This window comes from Tychonema sp. LEGE 06208 (genome assembly GCF_015207505.1).
Classification (GTDB): Bacteria; Cyanobacteriota; Cyanobacteriia; order Cyanobacteriales; family Microcoleaceae; genus Microcoleus.
On the sequence record NZ_JADEWT010000100.1, the window covers coordinates 1 to 24,234 of the forward strand.

The 24,234-nt window shown below is 44.7% G+C and carries 13 protein-coding genes and 1 CRISPR repeat array; of the genes, 2 read left to right on the plus strand and 11 right to left on the minus strand.

The window, feature by feature from the left end; all coding sequences use genetic code 11:
* The first annotated feature begins 135 nt into the window (after positions 1-135).
* Positions 136-9,601: direct repeats of the CRISPR family, unit length 37 nt; unit sequence GTTTCAATCCCTAGTAGGGAGTGGAGTTTATTGCGAC.
* Between the two features lie 252 nt (positions 9,602-9,853).
* From cas2 to cas3, 9 genes are all read right to left on the minus strand, one after another.
* A complete protein-coding gene (cas2, locus tag IQ263_RS21890; RefSeq protein WP_106150523.1) occupies positions 9,854-10,129 on the minus strand; it encodes a CRISPR-associated endonuclease Cas2 in 276 nt (91 codons plus the stop codon).
* 2 nt (positions 10,130-10,131) lie between these two features.
* Positions 10,132-11,133, minus strand: a complete 1,002-nt coding sequence (gene cas1d / locus IQ263_RS21895; RefSeq protein WP_194070249.1) for a type I-D CRISPR-associated endonuclease Cas1d — start codon at positions 11,131-11,133, stop codon at positions 10,132-10,134.
* Positions 11,134-11,465: 332 nt separating this feature from the next.
* Positions 11,466-12,062, minus strand: a complete 597-nt coding sequence (gene cas4, locus IQ263_RS21900) for a CRISPR-associated protein Cas4 (RefSeq protein ID WP_194070251.1) — start codon at positions 12,060-12,062, stop codon at positions 11,466-11,468.
* A gap of 106 nt (positions 12,063-12,168) precedes the next feature.
* Positions 12,169-13,008: a CRISPR-associated endoribonuclease Cas6 gene (gene cas6, locus IQ263_RS21905; protein WP_194070253.1), complete on the minus strand. Its 840-nt coding sequence runs from the start codon at positions 13,006-13,008 to the stop codon at positions 12,169-12,171.
* 200 nt (positions 13,009-13,208) lie between these two features.
* Positions 13,209-13,913: a type I-D CRISPR-associated protein Cas5/Csc1 gene (gene cas5d, locus IQ263_RS21910; protein WP_194070255.1), complete on the minus strand. Its 705-nt coding sequence runs from the start codon at positions 13,911-13,913 to the stop codon at positions 13,209-13,211.
* 5 nt (positions 13,914-13,918) lie between these two features.
* Positions 13,919-14,932: a type I-D CRISPR-associated protein Cas7/Csc2 gene (gene cas7d, locus IQ263_RS21915; RefSeq protein WP_194070257.1), complete on the minus strand. Its 1,014-nt coding sequence runs from the start codon at positions 14,930-14,932 to the stop codon at positions 13,919-13,921.
* A gap of 81 nt (positions 14,933-15,013) precedes the next feature.
* Positions 15,014-18,436: a type I-D CRISPR-associated protein Cas10d/Csc3 gene (gene cas10d, locus IQ263_RS21920; protein WP_194070260.1), complete on the minus strand. Its 3,423-nt coding sequence runs from the start codon at positions 18,434-18,436 to the stop codon at positions 15,014-15,016.
* 270 nt (positions 18,437-18,706) lie between these two features.
* The gene (locus IQ263_RS21925; protein ID WP_194070262.1) at positions 18,707-18,904 is read right to left on the minus strand and encodes a hypothetical protein; all 198 of its coding nucleotides are present in this window, start codon (positions 18,902-18,904) and stop codon (positions 18,707-18,709) included.
* A 324-nt stretch (positions 18,905-19,228) separates the two neighbouring features.
* Positions 19,229-21,409, minus strand: coding sequence for a type I-D CRISPR-associated helicase Cas3' (cas3, locus tag IQ263_RS21930; protein ID WP_194070263.1), 2,181 nt, complete (start codon positions 21,407-21,409; stop codon positions 19,229-19,231).
* Between the two features lie 97 nt (positions 21,410-21,506).
* Here cas3 and IQ263_RS21935 point away from each other — a divergent pair, with 97 nt between their 5' ends.
* The gene (locus IQ263_RS21935) at positions 21,507-22,373 is read left to right on the plus strand and encodes a WYL domain-containing protein (protein WP_194070264.1); all 867 of its coding nucleotides are present in this window, start codon (positions 21,507-21,509) and stop codon (positions 22,371-22,373) included.
* Between the two features lie 255 nt (positions 22,374-22,628).
* Here the strand turns inward: IQ263_RS21935 and IQ263_RS21940 are convergent, their stop codons facing one another.
* The gene (locus IQ263_RS21940; protein ID WP_194012571.1) at positions 22,629-22,844 is read right to left on the minus strand and encodes a hypothetical protein; all 216 of its coding nucleotides are present in this window, start codon (positions 22,842-22,844) and stop codon (positions 22,629-22,631) included.
* 260 nt (positions 22,845-23,104) lie between these two features.
* On the opposite strand from IQ263_RS21940, the gene grxC reads away from it, so the two are divergent.
* Positions 23,105-23,419, plus strand: coding sequence for a glutaredoxin 3 (gene grxC, locus IQ263_RS21945; RefSeq protein WP_194070265.1), 315 nt, complete (start codon positions 23,105-23,107; stop codon positions 23,417-23,419).
* A gap of 71 nt (positions 23,420-23,490) precedes the next feature.
* On the opposite strand, the gene IQ263_RS21950 is transcribed toward grxC, so the two are convergent.
* Positions 23,491-24,234 (minus strand): thiamine pyrophosphate-dependent enzyme (locus tag IQ263_RS21950; RefSeq protein ID WP_228050258.1); only part of this gene is annotated, 744 nt, incomplete at its 5' end.

Genomic DNA, 24,234 nt, shown 5'->3' on the forward strand with positions numbered 1-24,234 from the left:
AATATTGTCAGGAAATAGTTGTTGAATTAATGAAAATAAGACCTAATAAATTGCCATTTTTTCAGAAGGGTATGAGAGCTATGTCCTTGATTGAGTCTATGTTTTAACGGGGTTGTCACCCCGTCAGGCCAAAAAGTTTCAATCCCTAGTAGGGAGTGGAGTTTATTGCGACTAATTTTGCAATAATAGGCAAGATTAAAAGGATCAAGTTTCAATCCCTAGTAGGGAGTGGAGTTTATTGCGACATGGATACCTCACAGGTAAATGTGGGACTTGCCGTAATTGCTGTTTCAATCCCTAGTAGGGAGTGGAGTTTATTGCGACTTGTTCAACTTGGATATGAAGGAGGAGGCAGCAGCGTTTCAATCCCTAGTAGGGAGTGGAGTTTATTGCGACGTTTGGGAGCGATCGGCACTCCGGGCGATGACTGGTTTCAATCCCTAGTAGGGAGTGGAGTTTATTGCGACCAAATCAGAAGCTGAAAAGCTTGTTCAACGATTTGTTTCAATCCCTAGTAGGGAGTGGAGTTTATTGCGACTAGGAGGCATCACATGGGACGGAATGCACAGAAAAAGCAAGGTTTCAATCCCTAGTAGGGAGTGGAGTTTATTGCGACTTTGTGGGCGCGTCAGAGAAGAGCTGCCAAGCAAGAAAGTTTCAATCCCTAGTAGGGAGTGGAGTTTATTGCGACCAAAAGCGATGGTGACGACTTATTCCCATGCTGCCTGTTTCAATCCCTAGTAGGGAGTGGAGTTTATTGCGACGCAAAATCCCAGCCAGCCATCTCGATTGACCAAGTTTCAATCCCTAGTAGGGAGTGGAGTTTATTGCGACTGCCAGTGCAGCAGCCACGGCCAGCAACGAAGAAGTTTCAATCCCTAGTAGGGAGTGGAGTTTATTGCGACCTGAATTAGTGGAGATTCACAACCTCGACATTCCAGTCAACGTTTCAATCCCTAGTAGGGAGTGGAGTTTATTGCGACATATCTCAGAAGCTTTTGCTGAAATGACTGGGCTACTGAGTTTCAATCCCTAGTAGGGAGTGGAGTTTATTGCGACATTATTTCAAATGAAAATTAGATTTCCTGTACAAGGGTTTCAATCCCTAGTAGGGAGTGGAGTTTATTGCGACTTTCGATCCAATTTCCCGTCCCTTTTTTGAGCAAGTTTCAATCCCTAGTAGGGAGTGGAGTTTATTGCGACCTTGGAACTATTCCCGGTGTAAAAGCCGGGATTTTCGTTTCAATCCCTAGTAGGGAGTGGAGTTTATTGCGACTTTATAATCCATTCCGTCGCCCACAATTTCGCAACCTTCCGTTTCAATCCCTAGTAGGGAGTGGAGTTTATTGCGACATAGTATTGGCATTAGAGAAATACGGCATCAGATCGTTTCAATCCCTAGTAGGGAGTGGAGTTTATTGCGACGTTACACTGATAACCCCTATTCCAGCGCAAGTCCGTTTCAATCCCTAGTAGGGAGTGGAGTTTATTGCGACAAAGTAATTTCATCAGAAATGCGTAGCTTTAAATCAGAAGGTTTCAATCCCTAGTAGGGAGTGGAGTTTATTGCGACTCGTGACGCAGGCGACTGATACTATTCCTCTCTTGTTTCAATCCCTAGTAGGGAGTGGAGTTTATTGCGACACAGTCTGCGAATTAGCAAGCGAGATTTTATTGTTTCAATCCCTAGTAGGGAGTGGAGTTTATTGCGACAGCGGCGCTTGGATTGAAGAAATTGCCACGGCAAATCGTTTCAATCCCTAGTAGGGAGTGGAGTTTATTGCGACTGAAAATTTAACCAGCCACTCACTCGAATCTCCCAGGTTTCAATCCCTAGTAGGGAGTGGAGTTTATTGCGACGGAAAGGGTGTCCGCATAGAAACCAGTAAATCTATCCGTTTCAATCCCTAGTAGGGAGTGGAGTTTATTGCGACACTACAAATTTTGGCAGAAGCTCTAGAGGTTGAGCTGTTTCAATCCCTAGTAGGGAGTGGAGTTTATTGCGACTGGCGTCCAGATAGTGATATTGCCAGTGGTGGGAGTGAAGGTTTCAATCCCTAGTAGGGAGTGGAGTTTATTGCGACGCAAAGAATCCAAAGTTGTAATCTTGAGATTAGGTTTCAATCCCTAGTAGGGAGTGGAGTTTATTGCGACATTATTCGGAGAATTCTTAGATGATTGATATTGTTTCAATCCCTAGTAGGGAGTGGAGTTTATTGCGACTGTTTGCATCAGCAAGTAAATGTTGTAAATTAATCATGTTTCAATCCCTAGTAGGGAGTGGAGTTTATTGCGACTTATCTTGCGCTTCTCCTGGCTCCGAGTATTGGTTCGCGTAGTTTCAATCCCTAGTAGGGAGTGGAGTTTATTGCGACATACAAAGCCGTGCCTGGTATCTCCGGCCGCTTCGGAAGTTTCAATCCCTAGTAGGGAGTGGAGTTTATTGCGACCTGTGATTTCTTCAACTTTTTTGTCAACAGCTTGCGCGATCGTTTCAATCCCTAGTAGGGAGTGGAGTTTATTGCGACTTTGATTTACACCCCTCATTTACAGGGGTGTATTGTTTCAATCCCTAGTAGGGAGTGGAGTTTATTGCGACGCGCCAGACTTCCTTTGTCACCATAGATCACCACATGTTTCAATCCCTAGTAGGGAGTGGAGTTTATTGCGACTTCGACTCCAGCAGTTAAGTTATGCCTTCAATTTCGTTTCAATCCCTAGTAGGGAGTGGAGTTTATTGCGACTTGAGTTTTTCTTGAGAGCTGGCAAGGGCGGCGTTGATGTTTCAATCCCTAGTAGGGAGTGGAGTTTATTGCGACTACTATCTGTTTCGGTAAAGCAATGGGAGCATCGTTTCAATCCCTAGTAGGGAGTGGAGTTTATTGCGACTCTTCAAGCTCGCGCCCGTACTTTGTCCGCTAATTAATGTCTGTTTCAATCCCTAGTAGGGAGTGGAGTTTATTGCGACCGGAAATTAATGGAAATATAGCGATTAGTTATCAAGTTTCAATCCCTAGTAGGGAGTGGAGTTTATTGCGACCTTGTTCGGCTTCTGATTCTGCTTATGTTGTGCCTGCGTTTCAATCCCTAGTAGGGAGTGGAGTTTATTGCGACGAGGAAGTGGAGGCTTCCCCCCATTCCTGCCCCTAGTTTCAATCCCTAGTAGGGAGTGGAGTTTATTGCGACTTTGTTTCAGAGCTTTCCCCCCTTTATATTCCAGTTTCAATCCCTAGTAGGGAGTGGAGTTTATTGCGACGCAATTGTTGAGAAGATTGCGGGCTTAAAAGTTGTAAGTTTCAATCCCTAGTAGGGAGTGGAGTTTATTGCGACCCTCGTTCAAAGTATTTGCAGCACTATTTTCTAGCTGTTTCAATCCCTAGTAGGGAGTGGAGTTTATTGCGACAATTGTTGAGAAGATTGCGGGCTTAAAAGTTGTAAGTTTCAATCCCTAGTAGGGAGTGGAGTTTATTGCGACCAGAGTGTATTCAATGGTTGGTAGAGAATTACGCGGCATGTTTCAATCCCTAGTAGGGAGTGGAGTTTATTGCGACAAGTACGATTAGCTATGATGCGCGAGACATCAAGTTTCAATCCCTAGTAGGGAGTGGAGTTTATTGCGACCAGACCCGGTTACAGTTTTTGGGTATCTCGCGGTTTCGTTTCAATCCCTAGTAGGGAGTGGAGTTTATTGCGACGGTTGGTGGAACTGCAAATACCTTGGTTAGCAGCGCGTTTCAATCCCTAGTAGGGAGTGGAGTTTATTGCGACCGCGGAGGTTTGATCGATACGGTGATAGGCGGTCAGTTTCAATCCCTAGTAGGGAGTGGAGTTTATTGCGACTGTTGCCTGTAGATAAAGGCGATCGCACTTTTGGTTTCAATCCCTAGTAGGGAGTGGAGTTTATTGCGACATCGGCGAGGGTGTGATTAGTGTCGGCGACTCTTATATGTTTCAATCCCTAGTAGGGAGTGGAGTTTATTGCGACTCGATCGCCAGCGGTCAAGGAGTAGCGCCCGGAACTTTGCGTTTCAATCCCTAGTAGGGAGTGGAGTTTATTGCGACAAACCTCCGCGCAATTGATGGAAATTAAGCCACGGGTTTCAATCCCTAGTAGGGAGTGGAGTTTATTGCGACTCGCGATCGCATTTCCCCTTCGGCACCGCTTGCTAATTCGTAGGAATTGTTTCAATCCCTAGTAGGGAGTGGAGTTTATTGCGACGATGATCATGCTTTCACCTTTGAAAGTTTTTGCTTTGCTGTTTCAATCCCTAGTAGGGAGTGGAGTTTATTGCGACTAATCTATTATTAGATTGTACTATAGAGGAATCAGTTTCAATCCCTAGTAGGGAGTGGAGTTTATTGCGACTGGAATTTCAATTTTCAGATAACAGATAAAGAAATTCGGTTTCAATCCCTAGTAGGGAGTGGAGTTTATTGCGACTCAATTTCTTCTGTGATGAAGCCGCTCTTATCTTCTCCGGTTTCAATCCCTAGTAGGGAGTGGAGTTTATTGCGACACAGTATTACCTGGCGATTCACGATGAAGCGCCCGTTTCAATCCCTAGTAGGGAGTGGAGTTTATTGCGACCACAAAATAGCTACCAAATGGCGGTTTTGCTGGCAGGTTTCAATCCCTAGTAGGGAGTGGAGTTTATTGCGACGTATCGGAGTCGGCCCAATCGGTGCGTCAATTGATGCCGGTGTTGATCAAGTTTCAATCCCTAGTAGGGAGTGGAGTTTATTGCGACGACCCGCCCTACCGCTCAAGTTGCAAAAAGTTGGTTTGTTTCAATCCCTAGTAGGGAGTGGAGTTTATTGCGACTTCCCGCAGCGTCGATTTTTCCCACCGTCGCCGCATAGTTTCAATCCCTAGTAGGGAGTGGAGTTTATTGCGACGAGTAGGAGTTGTATTCCCACCATAGATAAAAGTCAAGTTTCAATCCCTAGTAGGGAGTGGAGTTTATTGCGACTCCCTGCCGACCCACTTGGCTCAGGCTCAGAACCCGGTTTCAATCCCTAGTAGGGAGTGGAGTTTATTGCGACAATGTGAACGGTCTAGCCCCTACCTTATCCTGAATGTTTCAATCCCTAGTAGGGAGTGGAGTTTATTGCGACTTCTCCTATTCGGTTGTCAAGGTTCTGTATTCAGGTTTCAATCCCTAGTAGGGAGTGGAGTTTATTGCGACAAGGGCCATAAAGCATTTCTCTCAATGGGTAGCTAAGTTTCAATCCCTAGTAGGGAGTGGAGTTTATTGCGACTGCCCGATTTCTTGTCCGTCACGTGGGTTTCATACACAAGTTTCAATCCCTAGTAGGGAGTGGAGTTTATTGCGACCCAAAGGAATTATCAAAACCCGTGATTAGTTCCGGGTTTCAATCCCTAGTAGGGAGTGGAGTTTATTGCGACTTGCTAAAGGGTTGGCAGGGAGGGGAAAAGCAGCAGTTTCAATCCCTAGTAGGGAGTGGAGTTTATTGCGACTTCCCGCGATCGCACGTCAAACTCTAGCACTGAAGTTTCAATCCCTAGTAGGGAGTGGAGTTTATTGCGACTTGGCTACCTTTTGCAGAAATAGGTGCGATCTTTCTGTTTCAATCCCTAGTAGGGAGTGGAGTTTATTGCGACGGCAACGACTTACACAACATCAAACAATGCAGCGTTTCAATCCCTAGTAGGGAGTGGAGTTTATTGCGACAGATGCGATCGCACAAATGCAAACAGCTAGCCGAGTTTCAATCCCTAGTAGGGAGTGGAGTTTATTGCGACTCGCCTTATCATGTACCTTGTCATCTTCTAAGTTTCAATCCCTAGTAGGGAGTGGAGTTTATTGCGACGTTACGTCTTTCGGTCAAATTGGCAAGTCTTTTAGTTTCAATCCCTAGTAGGGAGTGGAGTTTATTGCGACCAATGGCTGCTTTTACCTGGAATTCGTCTATAAGTTTCAATCCCTAGTAGGGAGTGGAGTTTATTGCGACCTTTCTGAAGCGGTGGCAGAGTTACAGATATTTGTTTCAATCCCTAGTAGGGAGTGGAGTTTATTGCGACTTGTTAAAGGCCGTCGCCCGCGCTTCTGGAAAAGTTTCAATCCCTAGTAGGGAGTGGAGTTTATTGCGACCATCCCCGCTGTAAGTTTGGCTCGAATAGCATCGAGTTTCAATCCCTAGTAGGGAGTGGAGTTTATTGCGACACCTGCGGATTGAGCCAAAGTCGCCGGGGTTTGTTGGTTTCAATCCCTAGTAGGGAGTGGAGTTTATTGCGACGCTTATTCTGTCCCGATGATTCAAATCTAAATGATGTGTTTCAATCCCTAGTAGGGAGTGGAGTTTATTGCGACCTGAAAGCGTCCCGCCTTTCCTTTCTGCTAATAAATGTGTTTCAATCCCTAGTAGGGAGTGGAGTTTATTGCGACGCTTGCCCCGCCAGTAACCTTTGAGCTTGCAGATGTTTCAATCCCTAGTAGGGAGTGGAGTTTATTGCGACCAGTTTCGCCGTCCGATCGCAGAAATTCTATCTGTTTCAATCCCTAGTAGGGAGTGGAGTTTATTGCGACTCGTGCTGTGGTTGGTTCCACTAGCAGCACTAGATAAGTTTCAATCCCTAGTAGGGAGTGGAGTTTATTGCGACCAAAGCGGCTAACACATCGGGCTGGATGGTTCCAAAGTTTCAATCCCTAGTAGGGAGTGGAGTTTATTGCGACCCGGCAGTGTCAAGCCGGAATTGTAAAGTTTTCAGTTTCAATCCCTAGTAGGGAGTGGAGTTTATTGCGACTATGAATTTTTGTTGCCGTTCGTCAAGGGTGATGGTGATGTTTCAATCCCTAGTAGGGAGTGGAGTTTATTGCGACGCGACTCCCGATCAGCGGTTTCTTTTCGGAGTTGCGATCGGTTTCAATCCCTAGTAGGGAGTGGAGTTTATTGCGACCCAGCGCGATACCTTGAATTAAGCCGTGCATTGGGTTTCAATCCCTAGTAGGGAGTGGAGTTTATTGCGACTCGAGTCCAAATTCGGCCGCATCGTTTACCCGAGTTTCAATCCCTAGTAGGGAGTGGAGTTTATTGCGACTACAGCTTGTCTAGCAATTGTCTATAGCTTGTCGTTTCAATCCCTAGTAGGGAGTGGAGTTTATTGCGACTAATCTGTAAAAATTGTGCAAAATTCTTGTTAGCCGAGTTTCAATCCCTAGTAGGGAGTGGAGTTTATTGCGACAGCGGGCAATATTGCGGCCGGGAGGGGAGGCCATAGTTTCAATCCCTAGTAGGGAGTGGAGTTTATTGCGACGCTGCGAGAAAAACCTCCGATTGCCACCAAAGAGTTTCAATCCCTAGTAGGGAGTGGAGTTTATTGCGACCGGATATCACGCACGTTAAGTGTTGCGATCGTCCGGAAGGTTTCAATCCCTAGTAGGGAGTGGAGTTTATTGCGACTAAGATTTCAGCAATTGCTGAAAATTCTGGGCAACAGCATAGTTTCAATCCCTAGTAGGGAGTGGAGTTTATTGCGACTCGGTAGAGAGCGGCAAAACTTTCGGGGGTGTAGTTTCAATCCCTAGTAGGGAGTGGAGTTTATTGCGACCAGGATAAATTGTCACAAACGCCGTGAATCCTTGTAGTTTCAATCCCTAGTAGGGAGTGGAGTTTATTGCGACGTAAGGGATCCCCATTTTTTTAAGTGCTGGCTTCCAATGTTTCAATCCCTAGTAGGGAGTGGAGTTTATTGCGACTCCCCTGGCTGGTAAGCCTCGAATAACGCCAAGTTTCAATCCCTAGTAGGGAGTGGAGTTTATTGCGACGTAAAACCCCCCGAAGGTAGCGGGGGAAACTTCCGTTTCAATCCCTAGTAGGGAGTGGAGTTTATTGCGACTCTACTTTTGAATGTCCGCACTGTAAGTCTCGGGTTTCAATCCCTAGTAGGGAGTGGAGTTTATTGCGACTTACTCTCCTGAAAGTCAAACAGCCCCAACTCCTGAGTTTCAATCCCTAGTAGGGAGTGGAGTTTATTGCGACAGTTAAAAATGTGGGTGCTCAGCGGTGCTGCACTGTTTCAATCCCTAGTAGGGAGTGGAGTTTATTGCGACCCATCATTAGTCCAGTCCAACGTGTTTACACTGTCGTTTCAATCCCTAGTAGGGAGTGGAGTTTATTGCGACTTATTTTCCTGCTCTCGTTCTTCTGCCGTCTGGTTTTTGTGAGTGGTTTCAATCCCTAGTAGGGAGTGGAGTTTATTGCGACTAAAATTGATCGTGTTGCGTCACTTTATTATCAATAAGTTTCAATCCCTAGTAGGGAGTGGAGTTTATTGCGACAAAATTCTCCACTACCGGCTGGAGGGGCCGGCACTAGTTTCAATCCCTAGTAGGGAGTGGAGTTTATTGCGACGTGAAAAATTTGCTGTCGGAATTGCTGGCAGACGTTTCAATCCCTAGTAGGGAGTGGAGTTTATTGCGACAGGGGGCGAACAATGCAACCGCAGCAGCTCCAGTGTTTCAATCCCTAGTAGGGAGTGGAGTTTATTGCGACGGGAATTAATTTCAGCCTATGCAGCTTTTGCTAATCGCGTTTCAATCCCTAGTAGGGAGTGGAGTTTATTGCGACACAGAGTCCTGCGCTCCTCTGTACCACAAGTGCGTTTCAATCCCTAGTAGGGAGTGGAGTTTATTGCGACCACTTCTTGCAGTTTAACGCTGAAACTCTTACTGGTTTCAATCCCTAGTAGGGAGTGGAGTTTATTGCGACAGTTTGGTCTGTCATTATTCCTCCTCAACGCTAGGAAGTTTCAATCCCTAGTAGGGAGTGGAGTTTATTGCGACCAATTTCTGTTTCATAAGCTAAATCTGTTACTAGTTTCAATCCCTAGTAGGGAGTGGAGTTTATTGCGACGAAGGCAACCGATTTGTTAGAGCAGGCAGAACTTGTTTCAATCCCTAGTAGGGAGTGGAGTTTATTGCGACCCTGCTTCCTCAACTCTTCCAATAGTTCAGTGCTGTTTCAATCCCTAGTAGGGAGTGGAGTTTATTGCGACTTTTGTGGGAGCCTAAATTACAAAAGATTCCCCGTTTCAATCCCTAGTAGGGAGTGGAGTTTATTGCGACTTGGAGAGCGGCCAAAGGAGAGGATAAAGGTGTTGCCCCAAGTTTCAATCCCTAGTAGGGAGTGGAGTTTATTGCGACCTTTAAAGTTGGGAGCGAAATCAAACTCCGCAATGTTTCAATCCCTAGTAGGGAGTGGAGTTTATTGCGACTTAGCAGGAGAAGCTAAAAGCTGCTGAGGAGAAGAAATATTACGTTTCAATCCCTAGTAGGGAGTGGAGTTTATTGCGACGTGACTTTCCCGCTCCAAAGGAATCTGCGAAATATTTAGGTTTCAATCCCTAGTAGGGAGTGGAGTTTATTGCGACCTGGCGGCCGAAGTAGGGGAACAGTCGCACGGGAGTTTCAATCCCTAGTAGGGAGTGGAGTTTATTGCGACCGAGCCTCCACTTTTACATGAAAGCCCGCACAGTTTCAATCCCTAGTAGGGAGTGGAGTTTATTGCGACTCAACATCTGCCTTGATTGCTCTAATTTTTAAAGTTTCAATCCCTAGTAGGGAGTGGAGTTTATTGCGACGCCGGTGTGTGAAACCATTGTTCTATTTGGTTTTCAAGGTTCAGTTTCGCCAACCTCCTCAGAGAATACCATTTCAGCTTTCGCTCTGTCAATACCATAGATCGCACCTCAACTTAAAATCCTTATCCAGCAACAGTCCTAGCGATTTCGCCAACCTCTTTTTCGGAGAGGGAGCATCAAACCCTTAATCTATATAGATTATAGCCTAAAAATTTGACCCCCCAAATTTTACACCTACAGGTTGGCGAATTTTTATGCAAAGAAAATAGTTCGATCGATCGGAACTACCCCACCAATGCGCTCAATTTTACCCTGACAGCAAGCGCACAACGGAAAAAATAGGATACTGTCCTCTGGGGGCTTGATGAATTTAGCCAAGCGCGATCGCAACTTAGCATACTGCGTTTCGCTCAAATCCGCACACTCAAACACACTGTACTGCATCCACTGCCCGTAGGATTTGAGAATTTTGTGAACTTTAGTCCGCCGCTTGTCTTCCGGGATATCGTAAGAAATCAGAATGTGCATAATTATTTCAAAACTAAAGGTGGATATTGGTCGATTTCGCCCATCAGATATTTCGCCAACAGTCGCGCTTGAATTTCAAAAGCTTCGCGATAAGTGCACTTGCGCCCCACAACAGGATGCTTGAACTCTGACTGTTTTTTCTTTTCGTACAGCTTCAGAAATTCCTTGCGCCCACCTTCTGAGAGTCGCACCACATTGCTCAGAGGTTCTACAGTAAAATCATTCGGAGTCAATATCCGATTGTTGATAGCATTTAAAATCACGCTATCGACAACTAAAGCCCGAAATTCCTCCATCAAATCAAAAGCCAGTCCAACGCGGCCGTAGCGCTGAACGTGGAGGTATCCTAAATAAGGATCGAAACCAACAATATTGATCGCACTTTGCACATCGCGACGCAAGAGAGTATAACCGAAATTCATCAAAGAATTTACTGAATCTATCGCGGGTCTGTGTCGGGGTTTAAAAACAAATCCCTCAGCGCGAATTAGTTGATTGAAAACTCCAAAATAAGCCGCACTTCCCGCACCTTCCAGCCCGCGCAGAGAATTTATATTATCAACTTTGTTCAGCTTGTTAATAACATTCTGAATTATAGTCATGGCTGGTTGCAAATTTAGTTCCGAATAATGACCTTGAGTTTTGTACAAACTGTAGCGGTAATTTTTCAACTTACCTCGAATAAATCCGCGAACAGCGTGAATAGCTTGAGGAGTTTCTCCAGCAGCCTTCCATTGAGCATCGCGGACGAAAATATTTTTGGTTAATTCCGGTTCTAGCGTGCCGAGATATTCCCCTATCTCCGAGATAAAAGTCAGGGAAATTTTGTGCTTAAGAAGTTCTGCAATCGCCGCTGGGGAAACAGTAGCCCGTCCCAAAATAACAATTGCGTCTAAATGAATTAAAGGCACTTCCTGCAATATTTTATTATTGCACTTTACCACAATGCGTTCGTCAATCTTGCCGATAAAAGCGTCATCTTGATTGATGTAAAGTGTTCCCATTTTTAAGTCCTCAAATTATATATTAGTTGTCTTTTGATTTGTGAGCTTGTCCGCCAGGGGATGCTTGGCTAGTCCGCCAGTCCGCCTGGGGTTTCATATCGTTTCCGTTTGGATTGGAATGATTTAACCGCAGAGTACACAGAGTACACAGAGGGAGAGAATATATATCTGAGTCATTCCGATGCTACCGGATTTGATATCAACCCCAGTTTCATAGCTCGAGTCGGTTCTAACCCTCGCCAACAATTGAAATAAACCCGCCCTTCCCCACGAGAAATACCCAATTAAAAACGATCCAATTTTTCAGTTAAAACAAACTGAAATTTATCAACTTAGCTGGCTTCTTGATAGCGAAGAATCTTGTTACTCACCTGGGGCAAACATTGAGTGTACAAACTGCATCCCTGACAGCGTTTACTGTAATTTGCAGGCGGCATTTTTCCAGTTCCCAACAAAACTTGAATAGCCGAAATAGTCACGACAGCCTCCTGTCTCAAATCCTCAGAAATCTCGACTTTTTGCCGCTGGTGCGACTGCGCGTAATAGACGTATCCGGTTTGAATTGTTTTCCCCGTCATCTCTTCCAAACACAAAGCTTGCGCGCACACTTGCAACTCGTCGTTATCCCATTCCCCCTTCTTACCGCGCTTGTATTCAACCGGATAAATCTCGCCATTCTCCGATTCAATCAAATCCGACTTACCAATCAGCCTGTAGCGTTCCGACTTCAGCCAAATCGCCCGAACTTGCCAAGTTTCATCGCGATTAAGTTCTCCCATAGTGTGAACCCGCTCGTGCAAACTCGTCCCTTCTATGGTATACTGATTTTCCGCAAATTCCCCCGCGCAAAACATCCGCCAGCAGCGGTGGGCGCAGTAGGAGTATTGGTTCAAAGATGCGATCGAAATGTAATCATCAGTATCATTCATAATCTCAATAATTTGTGCTTAAAATTCTTATTTGTCATTGCGATCGTCCTCGCGAAGCAATGACAAACCTAACTAAAACGTTGATTTCACCCTATTGGTTTATGCTTCAATCTTGAGAATTTTTAACAAAAATCCGGCGCGTCATACCCATTCCCATCGGTGTTTTTCTCCCCAACCCGCAGTACAAGGAAAAATCAGCCAAAGCATTAATTTGTTTAATAGCCAACGGCTCCACATCTCCCAAGATTCGATAAGTAACTTCCCCAACAACTCCGATAAAATTGCTGTGATAATTACTCGTAACTTCTGTTTTGATATTGACAAAACTCGGAAAAAGTGCATCGAGGGACAGCGGAGAAATCTCAATACCGCTGTACTTGTTCCAGCGAGTGAGAAGCCTGTTAAAAACGCATTCTCTCGTGGGCAAAACTGAATCAAATTTCCCTTGACGAAAAGATGTCGGAGTAGCGAGGCTGAAGGCGATCGCTCGATTAGTGTCAGAAGCTCGATCGTACAATTGAGAGTAATCGCAAGCATTAGCCCAAGGCATATCTACTTGTGGCGTTCCCAAAATCTTAGTAATCAACAAATCAGTAGGGCCCAGATGCCACGGTTTTGAGGGATTAAGATTCAGCCAAAGCTGAGTTAATTTACCAAATAGAGAGTCATCAAGAAGAGTAATTCGCCACCAACAAAGGGTATGTTCGGGAATGGGTTGCGAGTGCTCCCATTGCAAGGAATGGTGTTTTTTGAAAGGGCATTTTTTAGTTTGTAAAGGGCTGAGGGTGAAAGCTTTATCTGCTGCAGCTTCGTGGAGGTAGTTGCCAAGTTCTTTGTCAACGGAGCTCACAAGGGTGAGAAAGAGGGCGTGCAGGTGTCTTCCCGTTAGGTATCCAGGGGATATTGGGGAGAGTGGGAGGAGGTTGAGGATCAGGCTGTGCGGCATAGTTTGTTAGCTCATTTGTTGGTATGGAAAAAAGAAAATTTACAGGATTTGTGCAAGGCCAAAGAAACCGGGTTTTTTACCTAATCTGCAGGTAACAACGAAGGATTTTCATAAAAACCCGGTTTCTGCCCCGTGCGTAAGTCCTAACTCAGTAAGTTTATAGTGAAAATTTTAGTTCTCACTGCGAACCTTTTTGAAATTTAACTCGCCCGAAAGCGATATTCCATACAAGCTGGAATTCTGAGGTTTTCAAACTGGTAATGTTGACCGCGAATTTTGATATTTTGAATCAAACTTACGGGCGGCATATTAACCACGTCGTAGCTGAGGACTTGATGGGAAAACATCACATCTAAGGGATTGAGCAAATAAGGAAAAATAAAATCGCCATTTTTGCGATTATCGCCATTGCCCATTTCTTCAGTCGTTAACTCAGCTTTGCTCATCCACTTTCCCAGACGAATCCATTTCGCCAGTTTCAGAGACTTTTCTGAGATTATGAAAAACTCAAATTTGCTTTCCGGTGCAATTTCTTTAGTTCTGCCAAAACTGGGGATATTTTTCTGGGTTTTCTCCATCTCAACGTGATAGTTGTTGTTGGCGTATTTCCATGTATTGAGAGTGGATGCGTGAGAGATCGATCGCGCCGGAGTTACATAAATCCCCTGTTGGTTGAGCGCCGTTAAATGCTGCTCGTATTTAGGAATTTGTTCGGGACAAAAATAGCGATAGGAATCTTCTTCAGCCACGGTGGTAGAATAGATGGCGCTATCCACCAAACCGAGGGCGTAACAAAGTGCGTAATTGTGAATTACTGGCTCTGTTTCGTAAAGTCTCCCGATCTCGCGAGTTGCAAAATAAAGGCTATCGTGCAACTCGATTTGACAGCGATATATAATAGCCATTGTTTTTATTCCGCTGCTGCTATAGATCCTGCCTTACCCTTGATATGCTTCTTCGCGTAAGCTTTAGCTTCATCATCAGCTTTTTTCAACATCTTTTTGAGTTCATCTTCATGGCCAATAATAGCTTTAACTTCTGTAATTAATGGCGTAAACTTATCCCCAATAAAGTCTTGATGCACGATAAATTCCTCAGACATTAATGTTTCGATAGCAGCGCTAGCAGCGGCAATTACATCATCTTCATTGAGAGGGTTGTTGGAATTAAGTTTATCTTCAACCTGCAATTTGTCGTAAATTGCTTGCGTCCAGCGGAGGTTACTGGTAATTTCGCCGTCGGCAAATACAACACCAATTAACTGATTTCTGACTCTACCTGTGCGGGTGGTTTGAGCGCCATAGTGCCTTGTTCTGAGAATGTTGTTAAAAACATACAAAAAACTAGCTTCTGTAGGGTCTTTTAGGGTGACAATGCTAGGAAAGAAAATCTGCGGTTTGATGTGGTCTTGCTGATTGATCCGACTGGTTACTTCTCCGACTTTTGAACCAGATTCACCTTTGGATGCCATTGTGCCATTCTCAAAGGGAGCGTTGAGGGTAAAAGTCTCGTGAGATTCGTCAAAAGCGGTAATTGAAAATGCTGTGTCAACTACGACTTTTGATTTTTCTGAACCAGAGTCACCGATCGCAAATCCGTAGATAATGCAATCAGGATTATTCATGGCAAACTTGACATTGTATTCGCAGTCTTCAGCGGTCATAAAACCGTAGTTACGCAGCAACTCGCGACCGACTAAACGTTCTGGTGTAGATTGCTTGCGCTTAAACATGGTCAAGCGGCTAATCGGTTTTTGGTCTTGAATTCCTGACCTCACCCGCGCTTTATTCAGTTCTCCATCTGTCTGAAATAGGGGATAAGATTCTGTGACTCGCACAGTCAGGAAATGTACATATTTACCCATTGGTTTGTAGGGGATATTAGCGTGGAAGAATTTAGAGTCAACTGTTTTCAAGAAAGCCATGATTTGTCTCCTAAGTGAAATTTGTAGTTAAAATGTTACTGGTGCAAATTGCGTGTAGCTTGTCAAACAAGAGCGTAAGCTTTAATTCTCAGCTTCTTCTTGTAAATCGTCAGGAGATTTGTCATCTCTATCGCGATTGTCTTTGTCATTTTCTAAACGGTAAAGGAATTCGCAGGTATCTCGGATTAAGTTGATTTGTCGGCCAGCTAAACGAGCGCGATCGCCTGCAAATGATTTCTCAAATACCTCCTCAACAAAGTAGCGAGCAAACTCTAAAATCGCCTCTCGTTCTAGATCACGTTGTTGAGCATTAAATACCCAGCGTCCATTAGCAGTTTTAGCATGAACTCGATCCATCAGCTTGCATATTTCCCCAGTAACAGTAGCAATTAATGCTTTACTTTGAAAACTTGGATTTTCCTCAATAACAGTAGGTAATATGACATCACCTTCAAAACTTGGATCGGCATCAAGGACAACTTTAGCTGCAATATCAATCGGTTTTAACACAGAATTTGCTTTGGGATTATACCACTTGTCAGCCTTATAGAACTTGCGATATAATCCTGTCAAATTGACAGGGTGATTTAGGCTTGATTGTTCTCTCACGATCCATTCCTCTGATATAAAATTATAGTGGGCATAAGCATCAAAACAAGGGTAAAAATGATAAGCATAAAGCTTGATTTTTTGAATTGATGCTGTTTCATTTTTTTGTTTCCGCACCCACTTGTTTAGGTAGCTAAACACATAAAGCGGGCTGGTTTCAAAATCAGTGGCGAGTTCAGTTAACTTTCCCCAGTTGGAGTCATAACCGGACTTCCCTTGTTTTGCATTAACATCAAGATGAATGGCATAAGCAGCAGTTAAGACATTTAAAGGTGCAGGATAAGATTTGCCGTTTTCCTCCCATCCTTCTAGGATGTAGTCGAGGCGGAAGCGATCGCGCTTCGTCAACACCCTAAAAGCTTGGGGTACACTGTCCAGAAATACGCTTTCTTCAAATTCCGCACCGTCGTTAAAAGGCGGAATTGGCGACTCTGAAACTACGGTTTTAACATCTAGAATCATGGGAAAAGCAAAAGCTAGCCAAGTTGGCATTACCCAAGATTCGGTATCAGTTGCATCTCGGCCGGGCGGAAGCGCCATGAAGTAAAATGTTAGGGGTTGGTCTTCGGGATAGGAAAGTTTGAAGGTGCGGTCTTTTCCTGGTTCGATGTTTTCATCGATTAGGAAACTATCGATGCTTTGGTAGCGTTCGCGCCCAAAATCGGCTTGCAAATCCTTGCTGATAAAATGATTGCGAATGCTGGTATCAAAGCGGGTTTGGGCAATGCTAGTGTAGGCTTTTTGCAGAAACTTATTTGTCTCTGGGGTGAAGTAATATGTGGGATAAAAATAGAGATAGCGATATTTGCCATCTTCAAATTTTTTGCCCACAGCTTGAGTTTGATTCATTAAAATTTGCCTCATCATCATTTCCAAACCTGCAATACTAGAAATATTGCGTTTAGCGTTAGAACCTCCCAACATTTGTTTGTTAGTGTAAACTTGAGGCGTGAACAAAACGGCTGATTCCATTTGTTCTGTCACCGTGTAAGCTGAATGGGAAATTGAACAGATTAACTGTCTTCCTCTACCCTGTTTCTTAGCGAGTTGGTAGCGTTCCAACTCATCTAAAAATACGTCACTGGATGCTGTGTCCAATGGTGTATTTCCGGGTAACATGACAACCCGCGTTACCCACAGTCGCAAATCGTCCCAACCGTCGGGCAATTTGTACTGTGAAAGAATGGGCTTCATCATTTTGGAAACGTGGGCGATCGCCTGTTCGCAAACCTGCCGCACATCCTCAATTCCTGGGTAATGTTCTAGGTACTTTGCTGCTAAATAGTACCATTCGTAAGGAACGCCTCCTGTATTGCCTTTTAGCTTAAGTTCTTTCAGGCGTTCATTAATTCGTTGAATTTCTCTCAGGGCTGGCAGATAGTCGGACAGGTTCCAAAACTTAGCAATTTCATCGACAATATCTAGATGAGGTAATGCGGGTAGTTTTTTGTCTTTCTTGCGTGCAGCTTCGATAGTATTAACCTGTTCTCCCCAAATCTTACGGCTCACTAAGTCGCCAAGTTCAGCAATTTGGTCAATCCTCAGATCGTCGTCAAAATTGAAGTTGTAATCGGCCGACAAAACATCCTGTTTTTGAAATTTTATCAGATTATCGCTGCGACTTTTTGCAACAGAGTTTTTCCCTATTTTGAGAATGCGTAACGTAGCAGCGATGGCAACTAGCATCAAATCTGACGCATCAAAAAACAGGTTATAATACTCGGCATATTTCATGCCTTTACCATCTCTGCCAAAGCCAGTTTGTCGCCGTTGTAGTTGTCCGGCGCAGAGTTGTTTAATCTTGCTAACTACTCGTTCGGGTAAGTCGGCAATTGAAATAGCAGGAGCATCCCGCCGTGCTAGGTAAATTACACCAGTTGGTAGGTAAAGCAGTGGTTCATAGTAGGTGCAAGCGTCGGTATTCAGCGCCGTATGCACTTCCATTAAAGCGTTATTGACTACGTTGGTAAGTACGCCTCTGTTTTCAGCGATGCTGTGATAAGTGAATTTTAATTGCCCGTCGCTGAGGCTGTGGATTAACTCATTGAGCCTGGTATTTTCTGCATCTTGGGGATGTTTGATAATAGATGCTAGGGAATCTGCTAAACAGGTTAAGTCTGAGAGGCTGCGGAGTGTGCGATCCCGCAACACTGGATTTAACCCAAATTCGGAAAAATTCCAGTTAGTATCCCAACGCCGCTGAGCGTTATAAGCAAGGCAGAGCAAATCGTCAATATATTCTCCATAAGCCTCTGGATCGTCGGGATTGATGAAGCTATCTATTCCTAACTGTCGAACTTTTTCATCAATAATTTGACGGTGCTGTTCTAGCGGTAACTTGCGACAATCGTTGGGGACATCGGGGAATTTTTCAAAGTCGTGGAGAATAAATCCAGCAATTACTAACCGCCGTTCTTTTTCTCCTACGGAGCGCCGCACGGTGGTATCGAGTTTTTCTAACCGCTGTTCTATTAAATTAGCGGGAAATAATCCATTTAGCAGGTGAGTATTTAGGGACTGATCGCCTGCATTATGCCGTCTAACATTCTCTTTTCCTTGCTTTTTATCGAGTTCGTCAAAAAATTTGCCGCCTTTGGCTGTAACGCCAATGGCAACTCGCAGCAGATTTGGCAAGACATATTCTGCGAAGTCTGCCATGACGCGATCGCCTGGATTTTGACTCTGAATGGCTTCTCGCAAGAGCTTGAGAGTTAGTAAGTCGCGAGTTTGAGGTTCGATTGTGCGATCGGATGTTTCAAAGCTCGAAGCTAATTTTTCATCTTGCAACCAGTCATCATCTGCATCATCCGATTGTTCTGAGTTCAAATTAACTGGAATATCAAATAATGAGAGTTGTTGATACTCTTCATCGGGTTTTTGACGTTTTTTAGCCATTTTATGCCTCTAGGGAGTCTATGTAAGCTGTGACTTGCTAGATGTAGATCGGAGATTAGGAGAGGGAAGCCTTGGTAGAACTAGCTGCTTTAGCATGGTTTTTGTTAAGTGACTTAACCAGCGATCTGCAAAAAAGTTTTGCTTTCTAACAGAGCGGAGTTGAGATTACCTACGCCTGACCTTAATGCCGCAAGCTAATGATGAGCTTCCCTCCCTTACGGGAGATTCTCTGGTTGAGTCAGAGAAATCCCCCAAGAGCGACGAGATAGTTTAGGCTTGCAACATCCGATATTCAAATTGGTTGTGAGCAACCTTTAACTTTTCAATCGAGTAGCCTTTCTTGCGAGCTTCGTGGACTGTGTGTCCAAATCGCCAGCTAACCTTGGTGGCTAGCTCGTCGCCAGAATGCCACTTACCGTCTTTTAGGACTCCGATCAAACGATCGAGATTAGTTAATTTGACACGCATGGTTATTTTCACCTTCTAGTTTGTTTCAAGCGACTGTATAAGCCCAAATTATTGCTAGTTATGGGCTTCAGCAATTTGCTTATTCCCAACCTAGTAGTTGCGATAGCTGCTGTCAAGCAGTTGATAAGCTGAGAATTATTCAACTATTTACTAGCGCTGACATATTCAACCCCTTGTGTTATGCTTGCATTGAAAAGAAGTATTGCGGTGTACAGGATGTAACGAGCTTAAATTCCCTATCAGGGATTGAAAAGAATAGGTCTGTGCTTAATGCCGTAAGCTTCTTCATTTGCTCAACCAAAACCCCTATCAGGGCTTTATCTTCTACGCAATCCATATTTCGTCCCCCTTGCTCTTGAGCCAGTGGGCCAGCGTATCTACCAACAGGGCCGATTGCCCAAAGGCGATCGAATAAGGTGCAGTCGCATCGTGGAAACTGTACCGATCGCAAATCGGATAAATCTGAAAGTGTACCGGCAATTGCAGGCGCGATCGCACTTCAGCCACCGGATAGCGCAGCACATAACAAACCAATGCTTGCTTCTTCAAACGCTTATTGATTTCCCCGATCCAATAATTCTCAGGTTGCAAAACCTCAATCCCCGTTAAAACCTGAACCTTCCAAGCAGCAGCATTTTCCTCTAAATTTCCCGAATAAGTAAATTTCCAATTCAGTCTTTCCTCCCGATAACTATGCAACTTCAAAAAAGCAAGACAATGTTTAAATCGACCTTTGGCAATTGGTTGCCCAAGGCGTTCCGATGTCTCGTTCAACATTCGCATAAATGCAGATTCCGTCATCGGTTCGATTTCTAAGTTGCTCAAAATTCCTGGTAAATCGTAAGTTTTGAATTTGTCTGCCTCGTGGGAATCGGTTAAATCGCAGATGCCGCATTGTAGGGGACTAGAACCTCGAAAGCTGCTAGCATCTTCAACGATCGGATTTCCTGTCTTATTTCCCGATCGCTCTTGCCACTCTTTGCCCCACTGTTTAATATTACCTGCCACTTTCCCCAAGCTAGTTTTAAATACTTTTTGAGCAGCTTCCTGAAAAGCTTTCTGACTTGATGCGTACTGCTGTTTAATTGTCCTGTGCCCTAATTCCCAACAAATTTGAACAGACTGCACCGCACCCCACCGCGAATAATATCCCTCAAAATTGTTGATTTGGCGGTAGTTTTCGCGAATTTGTTGATAGAAAAAAGGACGATCGTAAATTCCGCTAGACTCTAAAGTGGCAGTATCACCGACAAACAAGCGTTCAGCTAAGAAATTAGGGATGAGTGCTATGGCTGTGAAATTTTGAAATTGAATAAATTCTCCATTGCGATCGCAGCCATCGTGTCGCCCCAACCTTCCCAATCTTTGGATGAAGTTGCCCGCATCGGCGGATTCAAAAATCAGCAAATTGATTTTGAAGTCTACCCCGACATCAATTGTGCTAGTACCGAGAACTAAGTCTGAGGAGAGCGATCGCTCTTTTTCCGTCTTTCCCGACAACCCGGTGTTTTCGCCAACAACTAAACCGTAAGGCTGGAACAATTCCCGAAAAAATGGTGTCAGCCGCTTGACGGCAGCAATCGAATTCAGGATAATAGCTCCTTTACTTCCCGGATTGTGTTTAAAGTGAGTCAGGATGAGATTTGCGCTGTCCTTCAGCCAAGTTTCAGAAGCTTTTGAAGTTGGTTCTAGGGAAATAAAAGTCAGCCTACTTTCCCTCAATATCTGCCGCCAGGAGTCTGCTTTCAACTGTTCGATTTCAGCAGGGCGATCGGGAAACTGATATTTGCCTGCTTTTAAAGAGTCGATAGTTTGACAGCGAAAACCTGCTATTTCTAGTCTGCCAATTAATTGGTCGTCAGGAGTTGCTGACAGAAATACAAACTTTTTGCGGCGATTTGTATTGCGAATTAACAACATAGTATTGATGACGCCGGCAATCTGGGGAGCCGCAAAAACATGAAATTCATCAAAAATAAACAGCTCAAAATCTTTGTCAATTCGACCCCACAGTTTATCGGGGCTATCTTCAGAGCTTAAATACGCTCCTCGGTGCAGATAGTGCAAGATATCAGGGTTAGTTAATAAAATCTCTGATTGACCTGTGCGAGATGCGATCGCGGCTGCTTTTCTCAGTTTTTCATTTTCTGCATAGATTTCTAATTCCGAGCCGCTGAGTCGGACAACGCGGGGTTGATGATCGGGTTGGAATTGTTCGATATAGCGCTGAATTTGAGTCTCCTGATCTCGCGCCAGTTCATTCGTCGGATATAGCGCCACTGCACAACAAAATGTCTGCAATGTTTCTAAAAAAGCCGCTAAACTTTTGCCATCACCAGTCATCGCCGTATTGATAATGACATCAATATTCGGATCGCGAATTGCCTTTAAAGTTTCGAGTTGATGCCAAGAAAGCGCCCAGCCTTCCGGTAATTTGACTCCCTGGGAAATCTCCGCAGCGGGACAGGAATAAACGGATTTGAGGGTAATTTGGTAGTCGGACATATGCTGAAACTGTGTCCGTAGAAAGTGGATATTCCCCATATTGACACCGACAATAGAGATAATCAACCCTGTACCAAGATAAAGTGTCCGTACATTTATGAGTCGCAAAGGTCAATCGATCACCCTATCGGTTTCTGAACGAGATAAAACTGAGTTGGAAGCCTTGGCCCAAGAATTCGGGAAGACGTGGGGCGATCGCCCGAACATATCGAAACTGATAGAAGCGATCGCCCGCCGCCAACTGACGATCGCCCCGAACCACGACTGGCCGCAAACCCGCATCAAAGCCCTAGACATCGCCCGACAGCAATTGCTTGACTTGGGCAAAATTGATGAAGCGCTGGCAATTGCCGAATTGTTGAGTTCTCGCAGCGAACTCACTCTCCCTTTCCGGGCTGAAATCGATCGATTTTTGAGCAACCCCTTACCTGTTTGGCGACAAAAAATCGACCATTTTATTCACAGACAGCAACCTTTTCGCCTGTCTTACCGGGATGCAAGCGATCGCCTTTGGCATTACACGATCTTGCACGCTCGGATTGTCCCCATTGAAAAGCGACAATATTTAATGTGTCGCTGCGAAGAATCTGAGGGAAATCAAGACGTACCCGGACTCAAACACAACTGGACGCTGCTGCTCGATCGCATTGAAGATGCTGCGGTGATTTCGGTCGATCGACCTTGGCTGCCAGATTTAGCCAGGATTCCCGTAGAATTTCATCTATCCGGCAGACTAGCCTTTAATTACAGACGCAAGCAGGAAGATGAGGAAGTCGGCGAAGCAGAAGGCGATCCGCCTATCAGGCGAGTGATTCGGAATATCTCAAATACTTTCTGGTTTTTTCGCGAAATCTCTCCTTATTGGGAAGATTGCGTCATTGTCTCTCCCGACAGTGTGCGCGATCGCTTCCAACAAAAACTGATCGCCCTCTGCCGCCAGTACGACATCAAAATCGGCGATTAGAGGACTTGGAAGTACCGAAAAACGCACAGGGACTTAAGAAACCGGGTTTTTTACGAAAAACCCGGTTTCTGACAACCCGCCCACCAGTCCAAAAAAAAGCAGCCCGTTATAGGCTGCACATCGAAAAAACCGTTGTTTTGTTAGAGGAGAAAACTTTAAATCGAATTCAAGTCGCCGTTATATCAAGTCTCAGGGACTCCGGCGGGCGATCGGCTGCCAACCAATTTCGCCATCTTTATCTACCGCTGACTCACCCTACATTGCTGCTGAAAGTTCATTCACCATTCTTACCCTGCCTCTGAGCACTGCCCGCAGCAGGCGGTTGACACAGCCTCTATCTTCGTCATTGAGGGACTCGTCCAAGGTAGCGGCCATCAAACCGTAGCGATCGGCTAAAGTTAAAACGCCTGTGTCGCTGACAGAAGCGATGATTTCAGAGATAGCGCCGGGGAGGAGTTGTAAGCAGTTCATGGCAGTGCGGTTGAATTCGATATATTAATCATGCTCTGGTTTCCTCAAAAGATCAGTGATATTAATTAGGTTCCGAAGGTGATTATTTGGGGTGTACGTAAGTGATCCCAGTGGAATGAATTTGTGATGCGAATCACAGCGCCAAAGGTGGCGCGGGCAGTTCCATAGCAGGCTAACCTTTGGTAGGACGCGGGATCGATGGCGTTTCGCTAAAATGATTTAATCTGTCAATCAGTTTAATTTTTACCCCAGTACCGAAAATGCTTGATTTTCTCAATCCCATTTTGGGCCGATCGCCCGATCGCATCAAAGCCAATGTAGAAATTTACACTTGGCAAACCTGTCCCTACTGCATCCGGGCCAAAACCTTGCTGTGGTGGAAAGGCGTAAATTACACCGAATACAAAATAGACGGCGATGAAGCAGCCAGAAATGCAATGGCCCTACGCGCCAACGGAAAGCGCAGCGTGCCCCAAATCTTTATTAACAACCAACACCTCGGCGGCTGCGATGACATTCACAAACTTGATAGAGATGGAGAATTAGATGCCCTACTAGCTCAACCAGCAGTTTAAATAGTGTTCATAATAGGTTCGTAGTGAGAACTTTAGTCCTTAAATGCTTAAATAAAGGACTAAAGTCCTCACTACGAACCTTTAGCAAATTTACCGAGATTGTCTTGCCGCCATTTAGCATCTGTACGCCTGTTTGTGAGCAATTCTAAGACCCGAATCCCGTTATTTGGCAGCGCCAACAATTTTTGTTTTAACTGCTCCCAATCGTCGATTATCTCGTGTTCCACGCCGTAAGTTGCACACAACTGAGCAAAGTTGATATCCTGCGGCGTGGCAAAAAACTCTTCAAAGGGCGGGTCAAATTTGGCAACTGGCAACATTTCAAAAATTCCGCCACCGTTGTTATTAATTAAAACAATTGTCAGATGACCGACAAATTTGTTTTGAATTAAAAAACCGTTTGTATCGTGCAAAAAAGCTAAATCGCCTGTTAGCAATATGCTGCTTTGATTGCGGTGGGCTACTCCCAAAGCTGTTGATAGTGTGCCGTCGATGCCGTTAGCGCCGCGATTGACAAATGGTTTTATTTCTAAGTTGTTCGGCTTCCAGAAAAATTCGACATCTCGCACCGGCATACTGTTAGCAATAAATATCGGTGTTCCAAGCGGCAAAATTTGGGAAAGCAGCCAGGAAACTTTGGGTTCGATTATGTTGTTAATTTCTGATATTTTTTGGTCTATTGTTTGTCTGACTTGGATTTCGGCGTGGCGCCAAAGTTGGAGGTATTCGTTTGATGGCGAGGTTTGAACCCCCTCTAGCCCCCCCTTGGTAAGGGGGGGGACTGGAGAGGTTGGAACTCCCCCTAACCCCAGGGC

Coding starts and splice junctions, on each gene's coding strand:
- IQ263_RS21940 (WP_194012571.1), bottom strand. CDS start 22,844: ATGAACTGCTTACAACTCCTCCCCGGCGCTATCTCTGAAATCATCGCT.
- cas2 (WP_106150523.1), bottom strand. CDS start 10,129: ATGCACATTCTGATTTCTTACGATATCCCGGAAGACAAGCGGCGGACT.
- cas4 (WP_194070251.1), bottom strand. CDS start 12,062: ATGAATGATACTGATGATTACATTTCGATCGCATCTTTGAACCAATAC.
- IQ263_RS21935 (WP_194070264.1), top strand. CDS start 21,507: ATGAGTCGCAAAGGTCAATCGATCACCCTATCGGTTTCTGAACGAGAT.
- cas1d (WP_194070249.1), bottom strand. CDS start 11,133: ATGGGAACACTTTACATCAATCAAGATGACGCTTTTATCGGCAAGATT.
- cas3 (WP_194070263.1), bottom strand. CDS start 21,409: ATGTCCGACTACCAAATTACCCTCAAATCCGTTTATTCCTGTCCCGCT.
- cas7d (WP_194070257.1), bottom strand. CDS start 14,932: ATGGCTTTCTTGAAAACAGTTGACTCTAAATTCTTCCACGCTAATATC.
- IQ263_RS21925 (WP_194070262.1), bottom strand. CDS start 18,904: ATGCGTGTCAAATTAACTAATCTCGATCGTTTGATCGGAGTCCTAAAA.
- cas5d (WP_194070255.1), bottom strand. CDS start 13,913: ATGGCTATTATATATCGCTGTCAAATCGAGTTGCACGATAGCCTTTAT.
- cas10d (WP_194070260.1), bottom strand. CDS start 18,436: ATGGCTAAAAAACGTCAAAAACCCGATGAAGAGTATCAACAACTCTCA.
- grxC (WP_194070265.1), top strand. CDS start 23,105: ATGCTTGATTTTCTCAATCCCATTTTGGGCCGATCGCCCGATCGCATC.
- cas6 (WP_194070253.1), bottom strand. CDS start 13,008: ATGCCGCACAGCCTGATCCTCAACCTCCTCCCACTCTCCCCAATATCC.